Here is a 15,418-nt window from a genome sequence, read left to right on the forward strand (position 1 = left end):
CCAAAAACATCAAGCGAAGGCGTCGAAACCCGCCTCGGTCATTCCGTCGCCCATTTGAAGCGGCGCGCAATAGGCGTCAAATTGCGTTACACAATGGACGACCGATCTTATGTTGGGCGCGGTCACGCTTCGACGCCTCAACACATCGCGTCGGGCGGTCGAATTTTCAACTGCGATGGCTTCAGGATATGCGCCCCTTGAGATTTTGCATTGTTGGCGCCGGCTTTTCGGGCGCGGTAATCGGCCGGGCGCTGGCCGAGGCCGGTCATCGGGTTCTCGTCATCGACACGCGCAAGACTGTCGCGGGCAATTGTCATTCCGAGCGCGATGTCGAAACCGGCGTGATGACCCATGTCTATGGTCCTCATATTTTCCACACCGGCAACGAGCGCGTTTGGGCCTATGTGCAACAATTCGGAGAATGGGCGCCTTACCAGCATCGGGTGCGGGCGGTGACCGGCGGGTCGGTATATTCCTTGCCGATCAATCTGCTCACGATCAACCAGTTCTTCCAGAAGGCGATGGGGCCTGAGGAAGCCCGCGCCTTCATTGCCGCGAAAACCCAAAAATTCGATCAGCCGGCGAATTTCGAGGAACAGGCGCTGAACATGATTGGCCCGGAGCTCTATCAGGCGTTTTTTCTCGGCTATACGCGCAAGCAATGGGGTCTCGACCCCCGACAATTGCCGGCGTCAATTCTGAAACGCCTGCCGCTGCGCTTCGACTACGACGATTCCTATTTCGCTCACCCGTATCAGGCCATGCCGAAAAACGGGTATACGGAAATCGTCAAAGCCATCCTCGATACGCCCAACCTCGAATTAAGGCTTGGCGCGCGGTTCGAGGATATGGATGAAAAATTCGCCCATGTGATTTATAGTGGGCCAATCGACCGCTATTTCAATCATGAATTTGGCCGCCTCGGCTATCGCACCCTGGATTTCGAAACATTCCGCGCCAGGGGAGATTTTCAGGGAACGGCGGTCTTGAATTATTGCGACGAAGACGTCCCCTTCACCCGGATCACGGAGCACAAATATTTTGCGCCCTGGGAGAAGCACAATTTCGGGGGCACGATCTGCTATCGAGAGTTCAGCCGTTTCTGCGGCGCGTCGGACATTCCCTATTACCCGATCCGCCAGACCGACGAAGAGGCCATGCTCAACAAATATGTCGGGCGCGCCAAGGCCGCCAACGGCGTGAGCTTCGTCGGCAGACTCGGTTCCTATCGCTATCTCGACATGGATGTTACCATCGCCGAAGCGCTCGCGGCGGGAGACGCCCTCATCCAACAGATCAGGGATGGCAGGCCGATCCCGGCGTTTTTCGTTGAACCGTGAGGGATAAGGCCGACAGCATCCATCCTCAGGCGGCCACGCTCATGCGCGCGGCTTCGGCGGCGGCGCGTATAGCCGCGATATTGCGGCCATAAACCTCCGGCGTTTCGACCGAGCCGCCTTTGAATACCGCCGAGCCGGCGACCAGCACGTCGGCGCCCGCCGCCGCCACCAGCGGCGCGGTTTCCGGCGTAATGCCGCCATCGATCTCGATATGGATCGGCCGCGCGCCGATCATGGCGCGCAATTGCCGCACTTTATCGACCTGACTGGCGATGAAGCTCTGGCCGCCGAAACCGGGATTGACGGTCATAACCAGCACCAGATCGATGCGATCGAGCACGAATTCGATCGCGCTCGCCGGCGTGGAGGGATTGAGCGAAACGCCGGCCTTGGCGCCGAAGGAGCGCACCAGTTGCAATGAGCGGTCGAGATGGGCGCCGGCTTCGGCGTGGACGGTGACGAAATCGGCGCCGGACTTGACGAAGGCTTCGATATAGGGATCGACCGGCGCGATCATCAGATGCACGTCCATCACGCCGCGAATATGTTTGCGGATGGCGGCGCAGGTCGAAGGGCCGAAGGTGATGTTGGGCACGAAATGGCCGTCCATCACGTCCACATGGACCCAGTCCGCGCCCTGCGCCTCGATAGCCCGGCATTCGGCGCCGAAATTGGCGAAATCGGCGGAAAGAATCGACGGCGCGATTTTGATCGATCGGTCGAAGGCGTTCATATCAGGACATTCCTTTTTGTTCGCCGGTTGTCGTTTTTCGCCTTGATCAGGCGGCTGCTTTGCCAAGCTTTTCGCGCCAATTGGGGAAGAGAAGGTCGGCGTCATGCGAAAAACTCTCGAAGGCGCGGGCGAATTCACGGTGATCCTTGGCGAATTCGACCGGATCGGCGCCGGCCTTCCAGCATTGTTCCGCCTGCCGCAGGGATCTGGCCCCGGCCGCGCCGCCGTCGATATGGCCGAAGGCGCCGCCGCCCGCCGTCATGATCAGGTTCGAATGGCCGAGATTGGCGAAGAAACCCGGCATGCGCAACGCATTCATTCCGCCCGAAATGATCGGCGTGGTCGGGTTCATGCCCAGCCATTCCTGATGATAGAACGGCCCGTCGGCGCTGTCGTCGGTGATCATGTAGGCCATGGCCTTGTCGGAGGCCTCGCCTTCCATCTTGCCGAAACTCATCGTGCCGGTGTGGATGCCCGAAGCGCCTTGCAGCCGCGCCATTTTCGACAGCACGAACGCCGTATAGCCGCGATGGGTCTGCGGCGAGGTCACGGCGCCGTGGCCGGCGCGGTGATAATGCAGATATTGCTTGGGGAAGCGGCGCCGCGCGGTGGTGATCGCCGCGGGGCCGGCGACATAGCCATCGACCAGGAAGGCGATATGGTCGGCATTGGGGCCGAAGGTTTCCAGAATGTATTCGCCGCGCGCCACCATTTCATAATGATCGTCGGCGGTGATGTTGAACGAAAACAGTTTTGGCTGGCCGGTCGTATCCTGGGCGCGGATCATGGCGTCATTGACCAGTTGAACGGTTTCCTTGAACGGCGCGAAGGTCTGGTTGCCCTGGGGTTCGTCGTTCTTGATGAAGTCGCCGCCAAGCCAGAAATCATAGCAGGCGTCGGCAAAGGGTTTTGGGCGCAGGCCCAGTTTGGGCTTGATGATCGTGCCGACGATGAAGCCGCCGTTGACCACGGGACGCTCCAACACGCGCCAAAGATCCTTGATTGTCGTCGAGGGGCCGTCGAACAGTTTCAGATAGGCGGGCGGCACATAGAAATCGTGCATCTTGCCATATTCGATGTCGCCCATGCCCTGGTTATTGCCGATGGTCAGGGTCAGAAAGGAGGCGATCATCGCGCGTCCGTCGATGATGTTGCGGTCGAACAGCGCCAGCGGATAGGCGATTTTCATGACCTCCCTCGCCTCGTCGATTTCATAGACGAGGGCGTCTACGCCGCGGGTAAAATCGTCGGTCGTCGAGACTTCGACATTGGTGCCGGTCGAGGATTCGGCCGCGAAATGCGCCGCCGCCTGGAGATAGGTTCCAAAGCCCGGCTTGGGCTTCATGATATAGGCGACAAGAACATGCTTGCCGGCGGCGATCAGGTCTTGTTCCTTAAGCGCCAAATTGGCGTAACGATCTGACTGGTCCATGTTGGTATTCCTGTCTGGCGCCGTCCGCCCGGGACGGCATTTTGTTCATGCGCGGCGCAAGGCCTGGCCGCGCGGCTGCTCTCGAATGTCAATTTCATGTTCGGCCGGTTCCGGCCGCCGGTCCGATCGCGACGATCGGACCGGGCGTCGCGTCAAGCCAGCAGGGATTTCGCGGCGGCGGCGACCGCATCCGCCGTGATGCCGAATTGCTTGTATAGGTCGGGCGCCGGCGCCGAGGCCCCGAAACCGTGCATGCCGACAAAGGCGCCCCTTTCACCGATCCAGCGATCCCAGCCGAAGCGCAGCGCCGCCTCGACGCCTACGCGGGGCGCCGTTCCCAGAACGGTTCGGCGATAGTCGTCGCCTTGCCGCTCGAACAATTCCCAACAGGGCATGGAGACGACCGCCGCCTTGACGCCTTGCTCGGCGAGCAGGTCTGCGGCGGCGATGGCGATCTCGACTTCCGAGCCGCTCGCCAGCAGCGTCGCGTCGCGGGCGCCGTCGGTCTCGCGCAGGACATAGGCGCCCTTCGCCGACCGATTTTCTTGGCCCGGCCCCAAGCGCAAGGCCGGCAGAGCCTGGCGCGACAGGGCGAGAACGGAAGGGGCGTCCTTTTGCGCCAGCGCCGCTTGCCAGCACTCGGTTGTCTCGACCGCATCGGCCGGCCGGAAGACCAGCAGGTTGGGCATGGCGCGCAAGGCGGCGAGATGTTCGACCGGCTGGTGGGTCGGTCCGTCTTCGCCGAGACCGATGGAATCATGGGTCAGTACGTAGACGACCCTTTGTCCCATCAGCGCCGACAGGCGGATCGCGCCGCGCGCATAATCGGCGAAGACCAGGAATGTGCCGCCGTAGGGAATGAAGCCGCCATGCAGCGCGATGCCGTTCATGGCCGCGCCCATGATGTGCTCGCGAATGCCATAATGGATATAGCGGCCTCCAAACTCGCCGGGCCGCACCGATTCCATGCCCTTGGTGATGGTCAGGTTGGAATGGGTCAGATCGGCCGAGCCGCCGATGGTGACATCGCTGGCGGCGTTGATCGCGCCAAGCGCGATTTCCGAGGCTTTTCGCGTGGCGATTTTCGGCTTTTCCGCGAATTGTCTGGCTTTCAACTCGTTCAGGGCGGCGTCGATCGCCGGCAGCGGGTCGCCGAAAACCTGGGCCGTGAATTGCGCGCCCTTGGGCGAGGCGGCAAGCCGCGCGTTCCATTTCGCATGGGCTTCCGCGCCGCGCCGCGCGACTTTGCGCCATTCGGTCAGGATCGGCTCCGGCACGACGAAGGGCTCGTGGGGCCAGCCAAGTTTTTCGCGGGCGCCGGCGATTTCTTCGGGTCCGAGCGCCTCGCCATGCGCTTTGGAGGTTCCGGCGCGGGTCGGGGCGCCGAAGCCGATCATGGTGCGGCAGGCGATCATCCAGGGCTTGTCGCTTTGCGCCCGGGCCTTGGCGATGGCTTCGGAAATCTCAGCCTGATTATGGCCGTCCACTCGCGCCACCCGCCAGCCGGAAGCCTCGAAGCGGCGGATCTGGTCGGTCGAGGTGGAAAGCGCGGTGGTGCCGTCGATGGAAATATGGTTGTCGTCCCAAAGCACGATCAGCTTGCCGAGTTGGAGATGGCCGGCCATGTCGATGGCTTCGTGGGAAATGCCCTCCATCAGGCAGCCGTCGCCGGCGATGATATAGGTGTAATGGTCGACGAGATCGTCGCCATAGCGCGCATTCAGCAGCCGTTCGGCGAGCGCCATCCCCACGGCGGTGGCGAGACCCTGGCCGAGCGGGCCGGTGGTCGTCTCGATGCCCAATGCATGGCCATATTCCGGATGGCCGGCGGTTTTCGAGCCGAGCTGGCGGAATTTCTGCAATTCCTCGATCGGCATGTCGGAATAGCCGATCAGGTAATGCAGGGCATATTGCAGCATCGAGCCGTGGCCGGCGGACAGGACGAAACGGTCGCGATCGGGCCAGGCCGGATCGGCGGGATCAATGTTGACGAATTGTGTGAACAACACGGTTGCAACATCCGCCATGCCCATCGGCATGCCGGGATGGCCGGACTTGGCCTTCTCCACCGCGTCCATCGCAAGGGCGCGAATGGCGTTGGCCATGTCCTTGAAAGCGGGTTTCGTCCCGGCGCGTTCGGCAAGCACTGTTTCGCTCATCTTCGAAAAATCCCTTCGCTGCAAGGCGACCCCTGCGTCGCGTAAAACGCCGGAACCGCCCGACTCCAAGTGTTCGCAAACATTCAACTCTTCGCAAGCATTCAACTCAAAGAGGCCATTCCGCCTTTCGACAGTATGCGGCCGGCTGGCTGGCGACGCCTCATCTCGCCCTGTCGCTGCGCTCCCGGAGCCGGAGAATCATCGGCGTGAGAATGAGTTGCATGGCGATGTCGAGCTTGTCGCCAGGAATGACGATGGAATTGGCGCGGCTCATCCAGCTGTTTTGAATCATCGACACCAGATAGGGAAAATCGATGCCGCGCGGATTGCGGAAGCGGATGACCACCAGCGATTCGCCAGCCGTCGGAATCCAGCGCGCGATAAACGGGTTCGACGTATCGACGATCGGCACGCGCTGGAAATTGATGTCGGTCTGGGTGAATTGCGGCGTGATGACATGCACATAGGCGTGCATGCGGCGCAGAATCGTGTCGGTAACGGCCTCCGCCGAATAACCGCGCGAAGAACTGTCGCGGTGGATTTTCTGAATCCATTCCAGATTGATGACGGGGACCACGCCGATCTTGAGATCGGGATAGCCCGCTATGTCGATGCCGTCGGATTTCAAGGCGCCGTGCAAGCCTTCGTAAAACAGAAGGTTCGAACCCTCGCCAATTTCGCGCCAGTCGGTGAAATGACCGGGCGCCACGCCATGCGCCTCGGCTTCGCGCGCGTCATGCACATAGGTGCGCGACATGCACCTGCCGGTCTCGCTGTAGCTTTTCATGGAACTTTCCAGTTCCGCGAGCAAATTGGCGTCGATCGAGAAATGGCTGAAGGTCTGGTCGCCGATGTCGCGCCGTCGCGCCATTTCGGCTTTCATGTCGGCGCGGTTGTAACGATGGTAGGCGTCGCCCTCGACCGTAGCGGCGACGATGCCTTCGCGCCGAAAAATCTGGTCGAAGGTGAATTTTACCGTGCTGGTGCCCGCGCCCGAGGAGCCGACGACTGAAATGATGGGATATTTGACGGACATTTTCTTAGGCCTCAGGAGCGAAACAGACCACGTTCGCCAAACAGCGGCGGCCGCGAGCGGTTGAAAGTGGAATCATTGTAATAGGAGGCGATGCGGGCGACTTTTTCGGCCGAACCGAAAACCAGCGGCGTGCGCTGGTGCAAGCTGGCAGCGCTTTTGCCCAGAACACGTTCGGCGCCGTCGGTGGCCGCGCCGCCCGCCTGCTCGACCAGAAAGGCGATCGGGTTGGCTTCGTAAAGCAGGCGCAGACGGCCCTGTTCATAGCCCGCACGCTGATCTGCGGGATAAAGAAACACCCCTCCGCGCATGAAAATGCGATGGGTTTCCGCCACCAGCGACGCCACCCAGCGCATGTTGAAATCCTTGCCGCGCGGCCCCTCTGACCCTTCGACGCAATCGTCGATGAATGTGCGGATGGGCTCCAGCCAATGGCGGTAATTGGAGGCGTTGATGGCGTATTCGCGCGTCGAAGGCGCGATTTTCAACCCGTGCGAAATCAGCCGGAAGGTTCGCGTCGCCGGATCGAGCACGAAATAGGCGACGCCTTCGCCAAGCGTGAACAAGAAGGACGTATGCGGACCGTAAACAATATAGCCGCCTGCCGACTGTTCTTCGCCGGGCCGGAAAAACGACGCCGTAGCGCCTGCCGGGGACGCCGGAAAAACTGAAAAAATCGTGCCAACCGAAATATTGGCTTCGATATTCGACGAACCGTCGAGCGGATCGACGGCGACAGCCAGATCGCCATCGGCGTTGAGCGTCACGATCGCCTCTTCCTCTTCCGAGGCGTAATAGGCCGTCGAGGTTCGGCGCAAGGCCGAAACCACCGCCTCGTCAGCCAATATGTCCAGCTTGCGCTGCTTGTCGCCGTCGGCGTTGGCCTGCCCGATTTCGGCGCCCATCGCGCCCAGCAGCGGGCCGGAGGCAATTACGGCGGCGATGGCGGCGCCCGCCTCCGCCAGCGCGGCGATCACGGCAGCGACAGAACCTCGACCCTTGTCGGCGGCGCTCCAGAAGTTCAGATAAGACTCAAGGCTTTCGCCCTCTGTGTGGCGAACCTGCGCGTCAATGCTCATCTTCGGTGCGTCCTCCCGGCTCGCTCTTTCGGCGACCTGAGGCGCACAATGATCCTCCGTTCACGAAAAAGAAAATTAAAAAACGAAAATCCGGTTTTAGATAATCTAAATGTCTGATTGGCGCGGCCTATGCGGCATTTTTCCTACGGCCCATGCGGGCGTCATTCGCCGCGCGGTCGCTCCCGCGCAAGGCGGTTCGCCCGTCTCCCCGCAATGACTTTTTGTTCCAGGATCGAGGACGGTCGCCGATCGTCGAACCAGCTTCGGGCAAGGCCGCCGGTTTCAAATCGGCCGAACGGATCGCATCGGTTAGATTCTGCTGCGGACAACGCGAAAGGCCTTCCATGAATCGAGCCCTGACCCGGATTTCCGTCGCCGGAAAAATCGTCGGCGCCGTTATTATCCTGGGATGCCTGCTCAATTCCGCCACCGCCTGGCTGAGCCTGCACAAGCTCAGGGTCGGCGGCCCGGTCTATGACCGCGTCGTGCTCGGCAAGGATCTGGTGGCCGACATCTTGCCGCCGCCGGAATATCTGCTGGAAGCCTTCCTGGAAACGACGCTCGCCGTCAACGCCCCCGGCGAGGTCGGCGCGCACAAGCGGCGATTGGCTGAACTGCGCAAGGATTACGAGGACCGCCATCAATATTGGAGCCGGCAGGAACTCGATCCGACGGTTCGCGACCTGCTGCTCAAGGGCGCCGACGCGCCGGCGAGGGAATTTTTGTCGCTGACCTTCGACGCCTTCATCCCGGCGCTGGAACGGGGCGACAAGCCGGCGGCGGACGCCGCCTACGGCAAGATATCGAAGGCCTACGCCGCGCATCGCCGCAAGATCGACGAACTGGTGACACAGACCAACCGGCTGACCGCCGAAACCGAGGCCTATGCCGCCGCGCAGGATCGCTGGCTCACGGCTTTGATGACGCTCATCGCCGGGGCCGTACTGGCTCTGACCGTCGCCGCCGCCTGGGGCGTGCAGAAGAGACTGGTCTCGCCGGTTGCGGAAATCACCAAGACCATGACCGGAATGGCGGCGGGCGACTTGCCGGAACATATGCCCTTTGCCGGACGCGGCGATGAAATCGGCGACATGAGCCGCGCGGTCGAGGTCTTCCTGCAAAACGAGCATGAGCGCCGCCGGCTTTCCCAGGCCGAACAGGCGTCGCGCGAACTCGAATTGCAGCGCCAGCAAAAACTCAATCTGCAAGTGAAGCAGTTCAGCGACGAAATCAGCCATTCGGTCACCGATCTCGGCGTGCAGACCGATCACATGCGCCAGGCGTCGACCACCCTCAACACCGGGGCCGCCAGCGTCCGCTCCGACGCCAGCGACGCCGCGGCGGCTTCCGCCGGCGCCGCCCAGAATTCGCAGGCGGTGGCCGGAGCGACGGTGGAACTGGAGGCCTCGATCCGCGAAATCTCCGCGCAGGCCCAACTCGCGCGGGAAATCGTCGATTCGACGGCGCAGGCCGCCGAACGCGCCGACGCCGACATGAACGGGCTGGCGCACTCCTCGAAACAGATCGACGATATTCTGGAGTTGATCCGCACCATCGCCGGGCGGACCAACCTTCTGGCGCTGAACGCCACGATCGAGGCGGCGCGGGCCGGCGAAGCGGGCCGGGGCTTCGCCGTCGTCGCCAACGAGGTCAAGGGACTGTCGGAACGGACCGGCAGGGCGGTGGACGAGATCGCCGCGCAGATCGGCCGCATGCATGGCGCGACCGGCGCGGCGGTCAGCGCCATTGCCGACATCAACGCCAAGATCGCCTCGATCAGGGAACTGACGCTGGCCATTGCCGATGGCGTGTCGCAGCAGGAAGAAGCGACCCGCGAAATCGCGCGCAACGTGACCATGGCCGCCGAGCGTAGCGACCGGGCCGCCCAGAACGTGCGCGCGGTGACCGTCACCGCCGAGCGCACCGACAACGAGGCCAATCATCTGGCCGAAGTTTCCGAAGCTCTGGTGAAGACGGCGGCGCGGATCACCGACGCCATGGATCATTTCGTCCAGATGATGGTCGTCGATCTGCAGGAGCGCCGGGTCGCCTGGCGCGAGACCGTCCACGCCGAAATCGTCGTCGAATATGAAGGGCGGCGATTGCGGACCCTGATCGACGACATCAGCCTCACAGGCGTCAGGCTCAACGATTGCTTCGGCTTGAAGGTTGGCGCCACCCTTCACGCCGAAATCGACGGCGCCTGGAATCCGGGCAAGGTTATCTGGGTTGACAAGGGGCGCGCCGGAGTCGCATTCGAGCACCCGTTGACCGCGATGCCGCAGTCGTTTGGCGCCGACATCGCGGCATGACGCATTTTTTGGCCTTGACGCCTGAGGCGTCCTCGCAAAAGCCGCAGGCAAGGGCGCTCTGCGACAAATCGCGCGGATTTCTTCCTTGCCGGATTTGCTATAAGTATCGGGGGGAACTGGGGAAACGCGTCGAAGAATAAGAATGGGAGCGGGGATGCGGACTCGAAAGCGCAGCCTGCGATTCGCGGAAGCGGCCTGCGGAAGGACTTCCATCCGACCGGATTTTCCGGAATTCGCCGAAGCTGCGGCGCGGACGACGCCGCCCGCCGTGAAAGCCGGGAAAAATCGCCTCACGATCAAATTATCGGGCCGAGAGAATTACTTGGCGAAAGCGCCCGCCACGGTCTATAACGGGCGCGACCCGAAGTTTTGCGAGCAAAAACAATGAACTCCCAGAATTCTTGCGTCCTGATCGTCGAGGATGTGCCCTCGCTCGCCGCCAGTTACGCCGCCTTCCTCAAGCGCGAGCCGCTCGACATCCATATCGTCCATGACGGCAAGGAGGCCTTGGCCTTTCTCGAACGCAATCCGGTTGCCGTCGCCATTGTCGACGTCGGCCTGCCCGACATGAGCGGACTAGAAATTCTCAAGAACATTCGCGCCATGGGCGCGCCAACCGCCGTTATCGTTATCACCGCCGAGGGCTCGATCAATCTCGCCGTGGAAGCCATGCGCCACGGCGCCTTCGATTTTGTCGTAAAACCCTGTTCGCGCGAGCGCCTTTCGGTCACCGTTCAGAACGCCCTCAAACATCGCCGACTCGAAAACCGGCTCGCCGAAGCGGTGGAGGAAACGGGCGAAGGCCCGCCGGGCCGGTTCATCGGCCAGTCGCTGGCCATGCAGACGGTCTATCGCATCCTGCGCAGCGTCGCGCCGACCAACGCCACCGTCTTCATCACCGGCGAATCCGGCGTCGGCAAGGAGCTCTGCGCCGAGGCGCTGCATCTGCTCAGCAAGCGTCGCGACAGGCCCTTCATCGCCGTCAATTGCGCCGCGATCCCCAAGGATCTGATGGAAAGTGAGATTTTCGGCCATGTCAAAGGCGCCTTCACCGGCGCCTCGGCCGACCGCAAGGGCGCGGCGTTGCAGGCCGACGGCGGCACCTTGTTTCTCGACGAAGTGGCGGAAATGGACCTCGCCCTGCAATCCAAGCTTTTGCGCTTCCTGCAGGAGAAAACCGTGCAGCGCGTCGGCGAAGACCACCTCCTGCGCTCCGACGCGCGTATCGTCTGCGCCACCAATCGCGATCCGCTGGCGGAAGTCGCGGCCGGCCGTTTCCGCGAGGATCTGTTTTACCGGCTCCATGTCGTGCCGCTGGAATTGCCGCCCCTGCGCGACCGCGATACGGACGCCCTGCTCCTCAGCCGGTATTTCCTCGAACTGTTCTCCCGCGAGGACGGCAAGGATTTCAAGGGATTCGCGCCCGAGTCCGAGGCCCTTCTGCTCGCCTATCCCTGGCCCGGAAACATCCGGCAGTTGCAGAACGTGATCCGCTCGGTGGTGGTGCTCAACCAGGGCCAGATGGTCTCCCCCGACATGCTGCCGCGCAGCTTGTGGACCGCCGCCAATCTGTCGCCGCCGCCCGCTCCCGCCGAACCGCGCGCCGCGGCGCCGAGCGCGATGGCGCCCCTGGCCGTGACGCCCCCTTCCTCCGTCGCCGGCATCGAGCCGCTGGAGGATGTGATCCGCAAGACCGTCGAGGCCGCGATCAACTTTTGCGGCGGCTCTATTCCCCGCGCCGCCGCGGCCTTGCAGGTGAGCCCCTCGACCATCTACCGGCGCATGGAGGCTTGGCGCGAAGCGCAGGCGAAATGATCGCCTGCGCCGCAAGGATTTGGCGCGAGGCACAGGCGAAATAGTCGCCTCCGATTGACTGAAGCGGCGGCAACACAGCCCCGAGGGACGAACAGGCGAGGCGACGATGATCGCGGACGAAGATCTGGATTTCAGGGAACAGAACGACGCCCCGCGGGACGAGGCAGAATTCGACCGCTCCTTGCTGGAGGAACTGAACGAGGATCTCGGCCCCGAGACCTTCCTGTTGCTGCTAAGACAATTCGTCGAGGATGTCGGCGTCCGATTGGAAAAGCTGTCGGCCCTGCCTTCGGCCGCCGCCGATCCCGCCGCCACGCGGGCGCTCACGCACCAGCTCAAAGGCTTGTTCCTGCAATTTGGCGCCAATACCGCGATGCGCGACGCGGCGGCGCTAGAGGAGGCGACGCCGGGCGACGCCGCCGAGAAGCTGGAAAGACTGCGGCGAAGCGGTGCGCGCGCGCTCGCACATTTCGAAGGTCTGCGCGGCCCGATCTGATCCATTGCGGCTGTGATGGATCGACAAGCCCGATTTCGATGCCTTAGAATTGACTGCCGAAGGGATTCGCCGAAGATCCCTGTCAGGCGCTCCCGAAGCGACCGTCGGCTTCAACTGTCCCGGCGGAGGGGGAGACCGTCGAAGGAGACTTGTTCAGATGACCGTCAATGCGACGACCCTCGACGCCAGCGATTTCGCCATGCGCAACTGGAGCGGTCGCGACGCCGGCCCGATCCGAATCGGTTCGCCGGAACATATGCGGCTGTTCACGAGGATGCTGCTGGAAACCCATAATCCGTACAAACCTGCCGTCATCGACTGGCCGAAGCTGGAGCCGGAAGCGTTGGAGCGCGTGACCTCGCTGCCGATCTGGGACATCGCCGTCCAGACCGAAGGCCGGGCGTCGATCCGTGTCAAGACCTTTGCCGAGGCCGTGGCCGATCCCGTGCTGCGCGAGGCGCTGGAGATGGACGCGGCGGAAGAGGCGCGCCACAAGGTGGTGCTCTCGAAACTGGTCGAGGCCTATGGCATCAAACTCGCCCCCGAGCCCGACTACGCCCCGCCGAAACATGCCTTGTGGGCATGGCTGGTGACGGGCTACAGCGAGTGCATCGACAGTTTCTTCGCCTTCGGCCTGTTCGAAACCGCGCGCCGGTCGGGCTATTTTCCCGACGAACTGGTCGAGACTTTTGAGCCGGTGATTCAGGAGGAAGCGCGCCATATCCTGTTCTTCGCCAACTGGGTGGCGTGGCGACGGCGCAACCTGCCCTTGTGGGAGCGTCCGATTTTCCGACTCACCGAATGGGCCGTCTGGGCCTTCCTGATCTGGGAGCGCATCGGCATCGCGCGCGGCCTCGACCAGGAAGGCGACATGCAGGACGCCAATTTCGCGATGAACGGTTCGGGCGCGGTCGGAGTCGAATTGTCGCCCGCCGCCCTGATCGATCTTTGCCTGATCGAGAATGAGCGCCGAATGGCCGGCTATGACGCGCGGTTGCTCCGCCCCCGGATCGTTCCGGCGCTCGCGCGGTTCGCGCGGCGTTTCCTGAAGTAGAACGGCGCGCCATCGGCCGCGACCGACTCAGGCGATTTTCGCCTTGCATTTGTGTTTCACCATCCTATATCCATCCCAGTGGATGGTTTTTAGGTGGCGTCGATGAATATGAAAATTCCGGACCCGAGGCTCAAGCCGGCCGACAGCGAAAAAATCACGATCAATCTCGGCTATGTCGACCTTGGCCATATCGATCTCCTGGTGCAGGAGGGTTTCTTTTCCAACCGCACCGATTTCATCCGCACGGCCATCCGCAACCAGCTCGACCGCCACACCGACGCCGTCCGACAGTCGGTGTCGCGGAATAAGCTCGACATCGGCCTGCGGCGTTTCACTCGCGAGGATCTTGAAACCGTGCGCGCCGGCGGCGTGAAGCTGCACATCCAGGTTCTCGGGCTGGCGGTCATCGCCCCCGACGTCTCGCCCGAACTGGCGAGGGACGCCATCGGCTCCATCCATGTTCTTGGCGCATTGCAGGCCAGTCCCGCCGTGAAAGCGGCCTTGTCCGACCGGCTCACCTGACGCCGTCGGCCAGAACGACGGCCGCGGGCCTTCGCCCTTGCCGACTTGTTCCCCCACCTTGCGCCCTGTCGCACCAAAATTCATGATATCAAGGAATTCATTCGATGGATGGACCCAAAAAAACCGACATGTTCGAGGCGCTGCGACTGACGCGCGAGGGCCGGCTCGACGAAGCCATGGCCGCCCTGCGCCGCTCGCTCTCTCATGCGTCCCCATCGGAAGACGCCGCCGCCCGATACGATCTGCCCCACCCGCCGCCTCTGCGCGGCCGCGCGGGACAGCCGCGCCTCTCGATCCCCGGGGTGCTTGGCGGCCTGGTTCGCAGCATGGTGCGTTCTCGCGCCGCTCATCCATTTGACGAAAGCCGGGAGGCAGGCCCCACCAACGAAGTCGGCGGAAAAGCCCAGGATCGAGAGAAAGAGCGGAATCGGGTCCGAACCGCGAATGAAGTGACGATCGATCTGACGGCTGTCGAGCCGTTGGAGGGACGGGTTGCGACCGACATCGACAAAAGCTTTGCGGAGCGGCTTGATCGGACAAGGGAGGAGGCGCTCGGGCCGGCTCCACTTGCAAGGGTCCAGCCCGGCGCTCCGGTCACGGTCCGCCGAACCGTTGAGGAAAAGCATGCGGAAATTCCCGGAAAGGCGCCGGATCGGCGGTCGGGCAGAAAACTTGCCGAGGTCAAACGTCCAGACGTCATGCGTGAAGATATCGAACGCGAACGGGTTTCGGCGCCCGCCGTCGCGCGCGGGCCGGCCCGTTCGCGGGACCAGGGGCGGTTCGAGCAACGCAGTTTCGCCAATGCGTCGGGAGCGCGCCCCTACAAGCTTTATGTGCCGAGCCGCCTTTCCGGCGAGCCCCTGCCGCTACTGGTGATGATGCATGGCTGCACCCAGTCGCCCGACGATTTCGCCGCCGGCACGCGCATGAACCAGATCGCCGAGGAGGAGAAATTCCTCGTCGCCTATCCGGCGCAGACCTCATCGGCCAATCTGGGCAAATGCTGGAACTGGTTCAATTCCCGCGACCAGCGGCGCGACCAGGGCGAGCCCTCGCTCATCGCCGGCATCACCCGAGAGATCGTCGCGCATTTTCCGGTCGATCCGGAGCGCGTCTATATCGCCGGGCTTTCGGCGGGGGGCGCGGCGGCGGCCAATATGGGCGCGCTCTATCCCGATCTCTATGCGGCGATCGGCGTCCATTCCGGACTGGCCTGCGGCGCCGCCAGCGACATGCCTTCCGCCTTCGCGGCGATGAAAAAGGGCGCGGCGGCGAAGAAAATGCGGCGCGGCGTCGGAACCGTTCCCGCCATCGTATTCCATGGCGATCGCGACGCCACGGTCCATCCCGCCAATGGCGACGGCGTCGTGGAGCAGGCAAGGGGTGGCGCCAATCTGCGCGAGACCGTCACCAGCGGCGTCGCCGCCGGCGGCCGCAAATTCA

General features: G+C 62.9%; 12 protein-coding genes. 7 read left to right on the top strand and 5 right to left on the bottom strand.

Features of this window, described 5'->3' with window-relative positions:
• Positions 1–197 precede the first annotated feature (197 nt).
• Entirely contained in the window at positions 198–1,340 is a 1,143-nt protein-coding gene (gene glf, locus QZY01_RS21290) for a UDP-galactopyranose mutase (protein ID WP_294541229.1), read from the top strand.
• 25 nt (positions 1,341–1,365) lie between these two features.
• On the opposite strand, the gene rpe is transcribed toward glf, so the two are convergent.
• The 5 genes from rpe to QZY01_RS21315 form a co-directional block, all read right to left on the bottom strand.
• The gene (rpe, locus tag QZY01_RS21295; protein WP_294541231.1) at positions 1,366–2,073 is read right to left on the bottom strand and encodes a ribulose-phosphate 3-epimerase; all 708 of its coding nucleotides are present in this window, start codon (positions 2,071–2,073) and stop codon (positions 1,366–1,368) included.
• 46 nt (positions 2,074–2,119) lie between these two features.
• Positions 2,120–3,505: a ribulose-bisphosphate carboxylase gene (locus QZY01_RS21300; protein WP_294541233.1), complete on the bottom strand. Its 1,386-nt coding sequence runs from the start codon at positions 3,503–3,505 to the stop codon at positions 2,120–2,122.
• 152 nt (positions 3,506–3,657) lie between these two features.
• Entirely contained in the window at positions 3,658–5,664 is a 2,007-nt protein-coding gene (tkt, locus tag QZY01_RS21305; RefSeq protein WP_294541235.1) for a transketolase, read from the bottom strand.
• Between the two features lie 160 nt (positions 5,665–5,824).
• A complete protein-coding gene (locus QZY01_RS21310; RefSeq protein ID WP_294541237.1) occupies positions 5,825–6,700 on the bottom strand; it encodes a phosphoribulokinase in 876 nt (291 codons plus the stop codon).
• Positions 6,701–6,711: 11 nt separating this feature from the next.
• Positions 6,712–7,776 carry a class 1 fructose-bisphosphatase gene (locus QZY01_RS21315; protein WP_294541240.1) on the bottom strand — a complete coding sequence of 355 codons (1,065 nt, stop codon included), beginning with the start codon at positions 7,774–7,776 and terminating at the stop codon, positions 6,712–6,714.
• A gap of 344 nt (positions 7,777–8,120) precedes the next feature.
• On the opposite strand from QZY01_RS21315, the gene QZY01_RS21320 reads away from it, so the two are divergent.
• From QZY01_RS21320 to QZY01_RS21345, 6 genes are all read left to right on the top strand, one after another.
• Positions 8,121–10,088, top strand: a complete 1,968-nt coding sequence (locus QZY01_RS21320) for a methyl-accepting chemotaxis protein (protein WP_294541242.1) — start codon at positions 8,121–8,123, stop codon at positions 10,086–10,088.
• A gap of 384 nt (positions 10,089–10,472) precedes the next feature.
• The gene (locus tag QZY01_RS21325) at positions 10,473–11,903 is read left to right on the top strand and encodes a sigma-54 dependent transcriptional regulator (RefSeq protein WP_294541244.1); all 1,431 of its coding nucleotides are present in this window, start codon (positions 10,473–10,475) and stop codon (positions 11,901–11,903) included.
• A gap of 106 nt (positions 11,904–12,009) precedes the next feature.
• Positions 12,010–12,399 (top strand): Hpt domain-containing protein, encoded by a 390-nt coding sequence (locus QZY01_RS21330; RefSeq protein WP_294541246.1) that lies wholly within the window; start codon positions 12,010–12,012, stop codon positions 12,397–12,399.
• A gap of 157 nt (positions 12,400–12,556) precedes the next feature.
• Positions 12,557–13,453: a ferritin-like domain-containing protein gene (locus tag QZY01_RS21335; protein ID WP_294541248.1), complete on the top strand. Its 897-nt coding sequence runs from the start codon at positions 12,557–12,559 to the stop codon at positions 13,451–13,453.
• Between the two features lie 102 nt (positions 13,454–13,555).
• Complete coding sequence (locus QZY01_RS21340; RefSeq protein ID WP_294541250.1) at positions 13,556–13,975, top strand: CopG family transcriptional regulator; 420 nt, start codon at positions 13,556–13,558, stop codon at positions 13,973–13,975.
• Between the two features lie 104 nt (positions 13,976–14,079).
• The coding region (locus QZY01_RS21345; RefSeq protein WP_294541252.1) for a PHB depolymerase family esterase at positions 14,080–15,418 on the top strand (1,339 nt) is incomplete at its 3' end.

Origin of the sequence: uncultured Rhodoblastus sp. (assembly GCF_903903185.1) — a bacterium.
In the GTDB taxonomy this organism is placed as follows: Bacteria; Pseudomonadota; Alphaproteobacteria; order Rhizobiales; family Beijerinckiaceae; genus Rhodoblastus.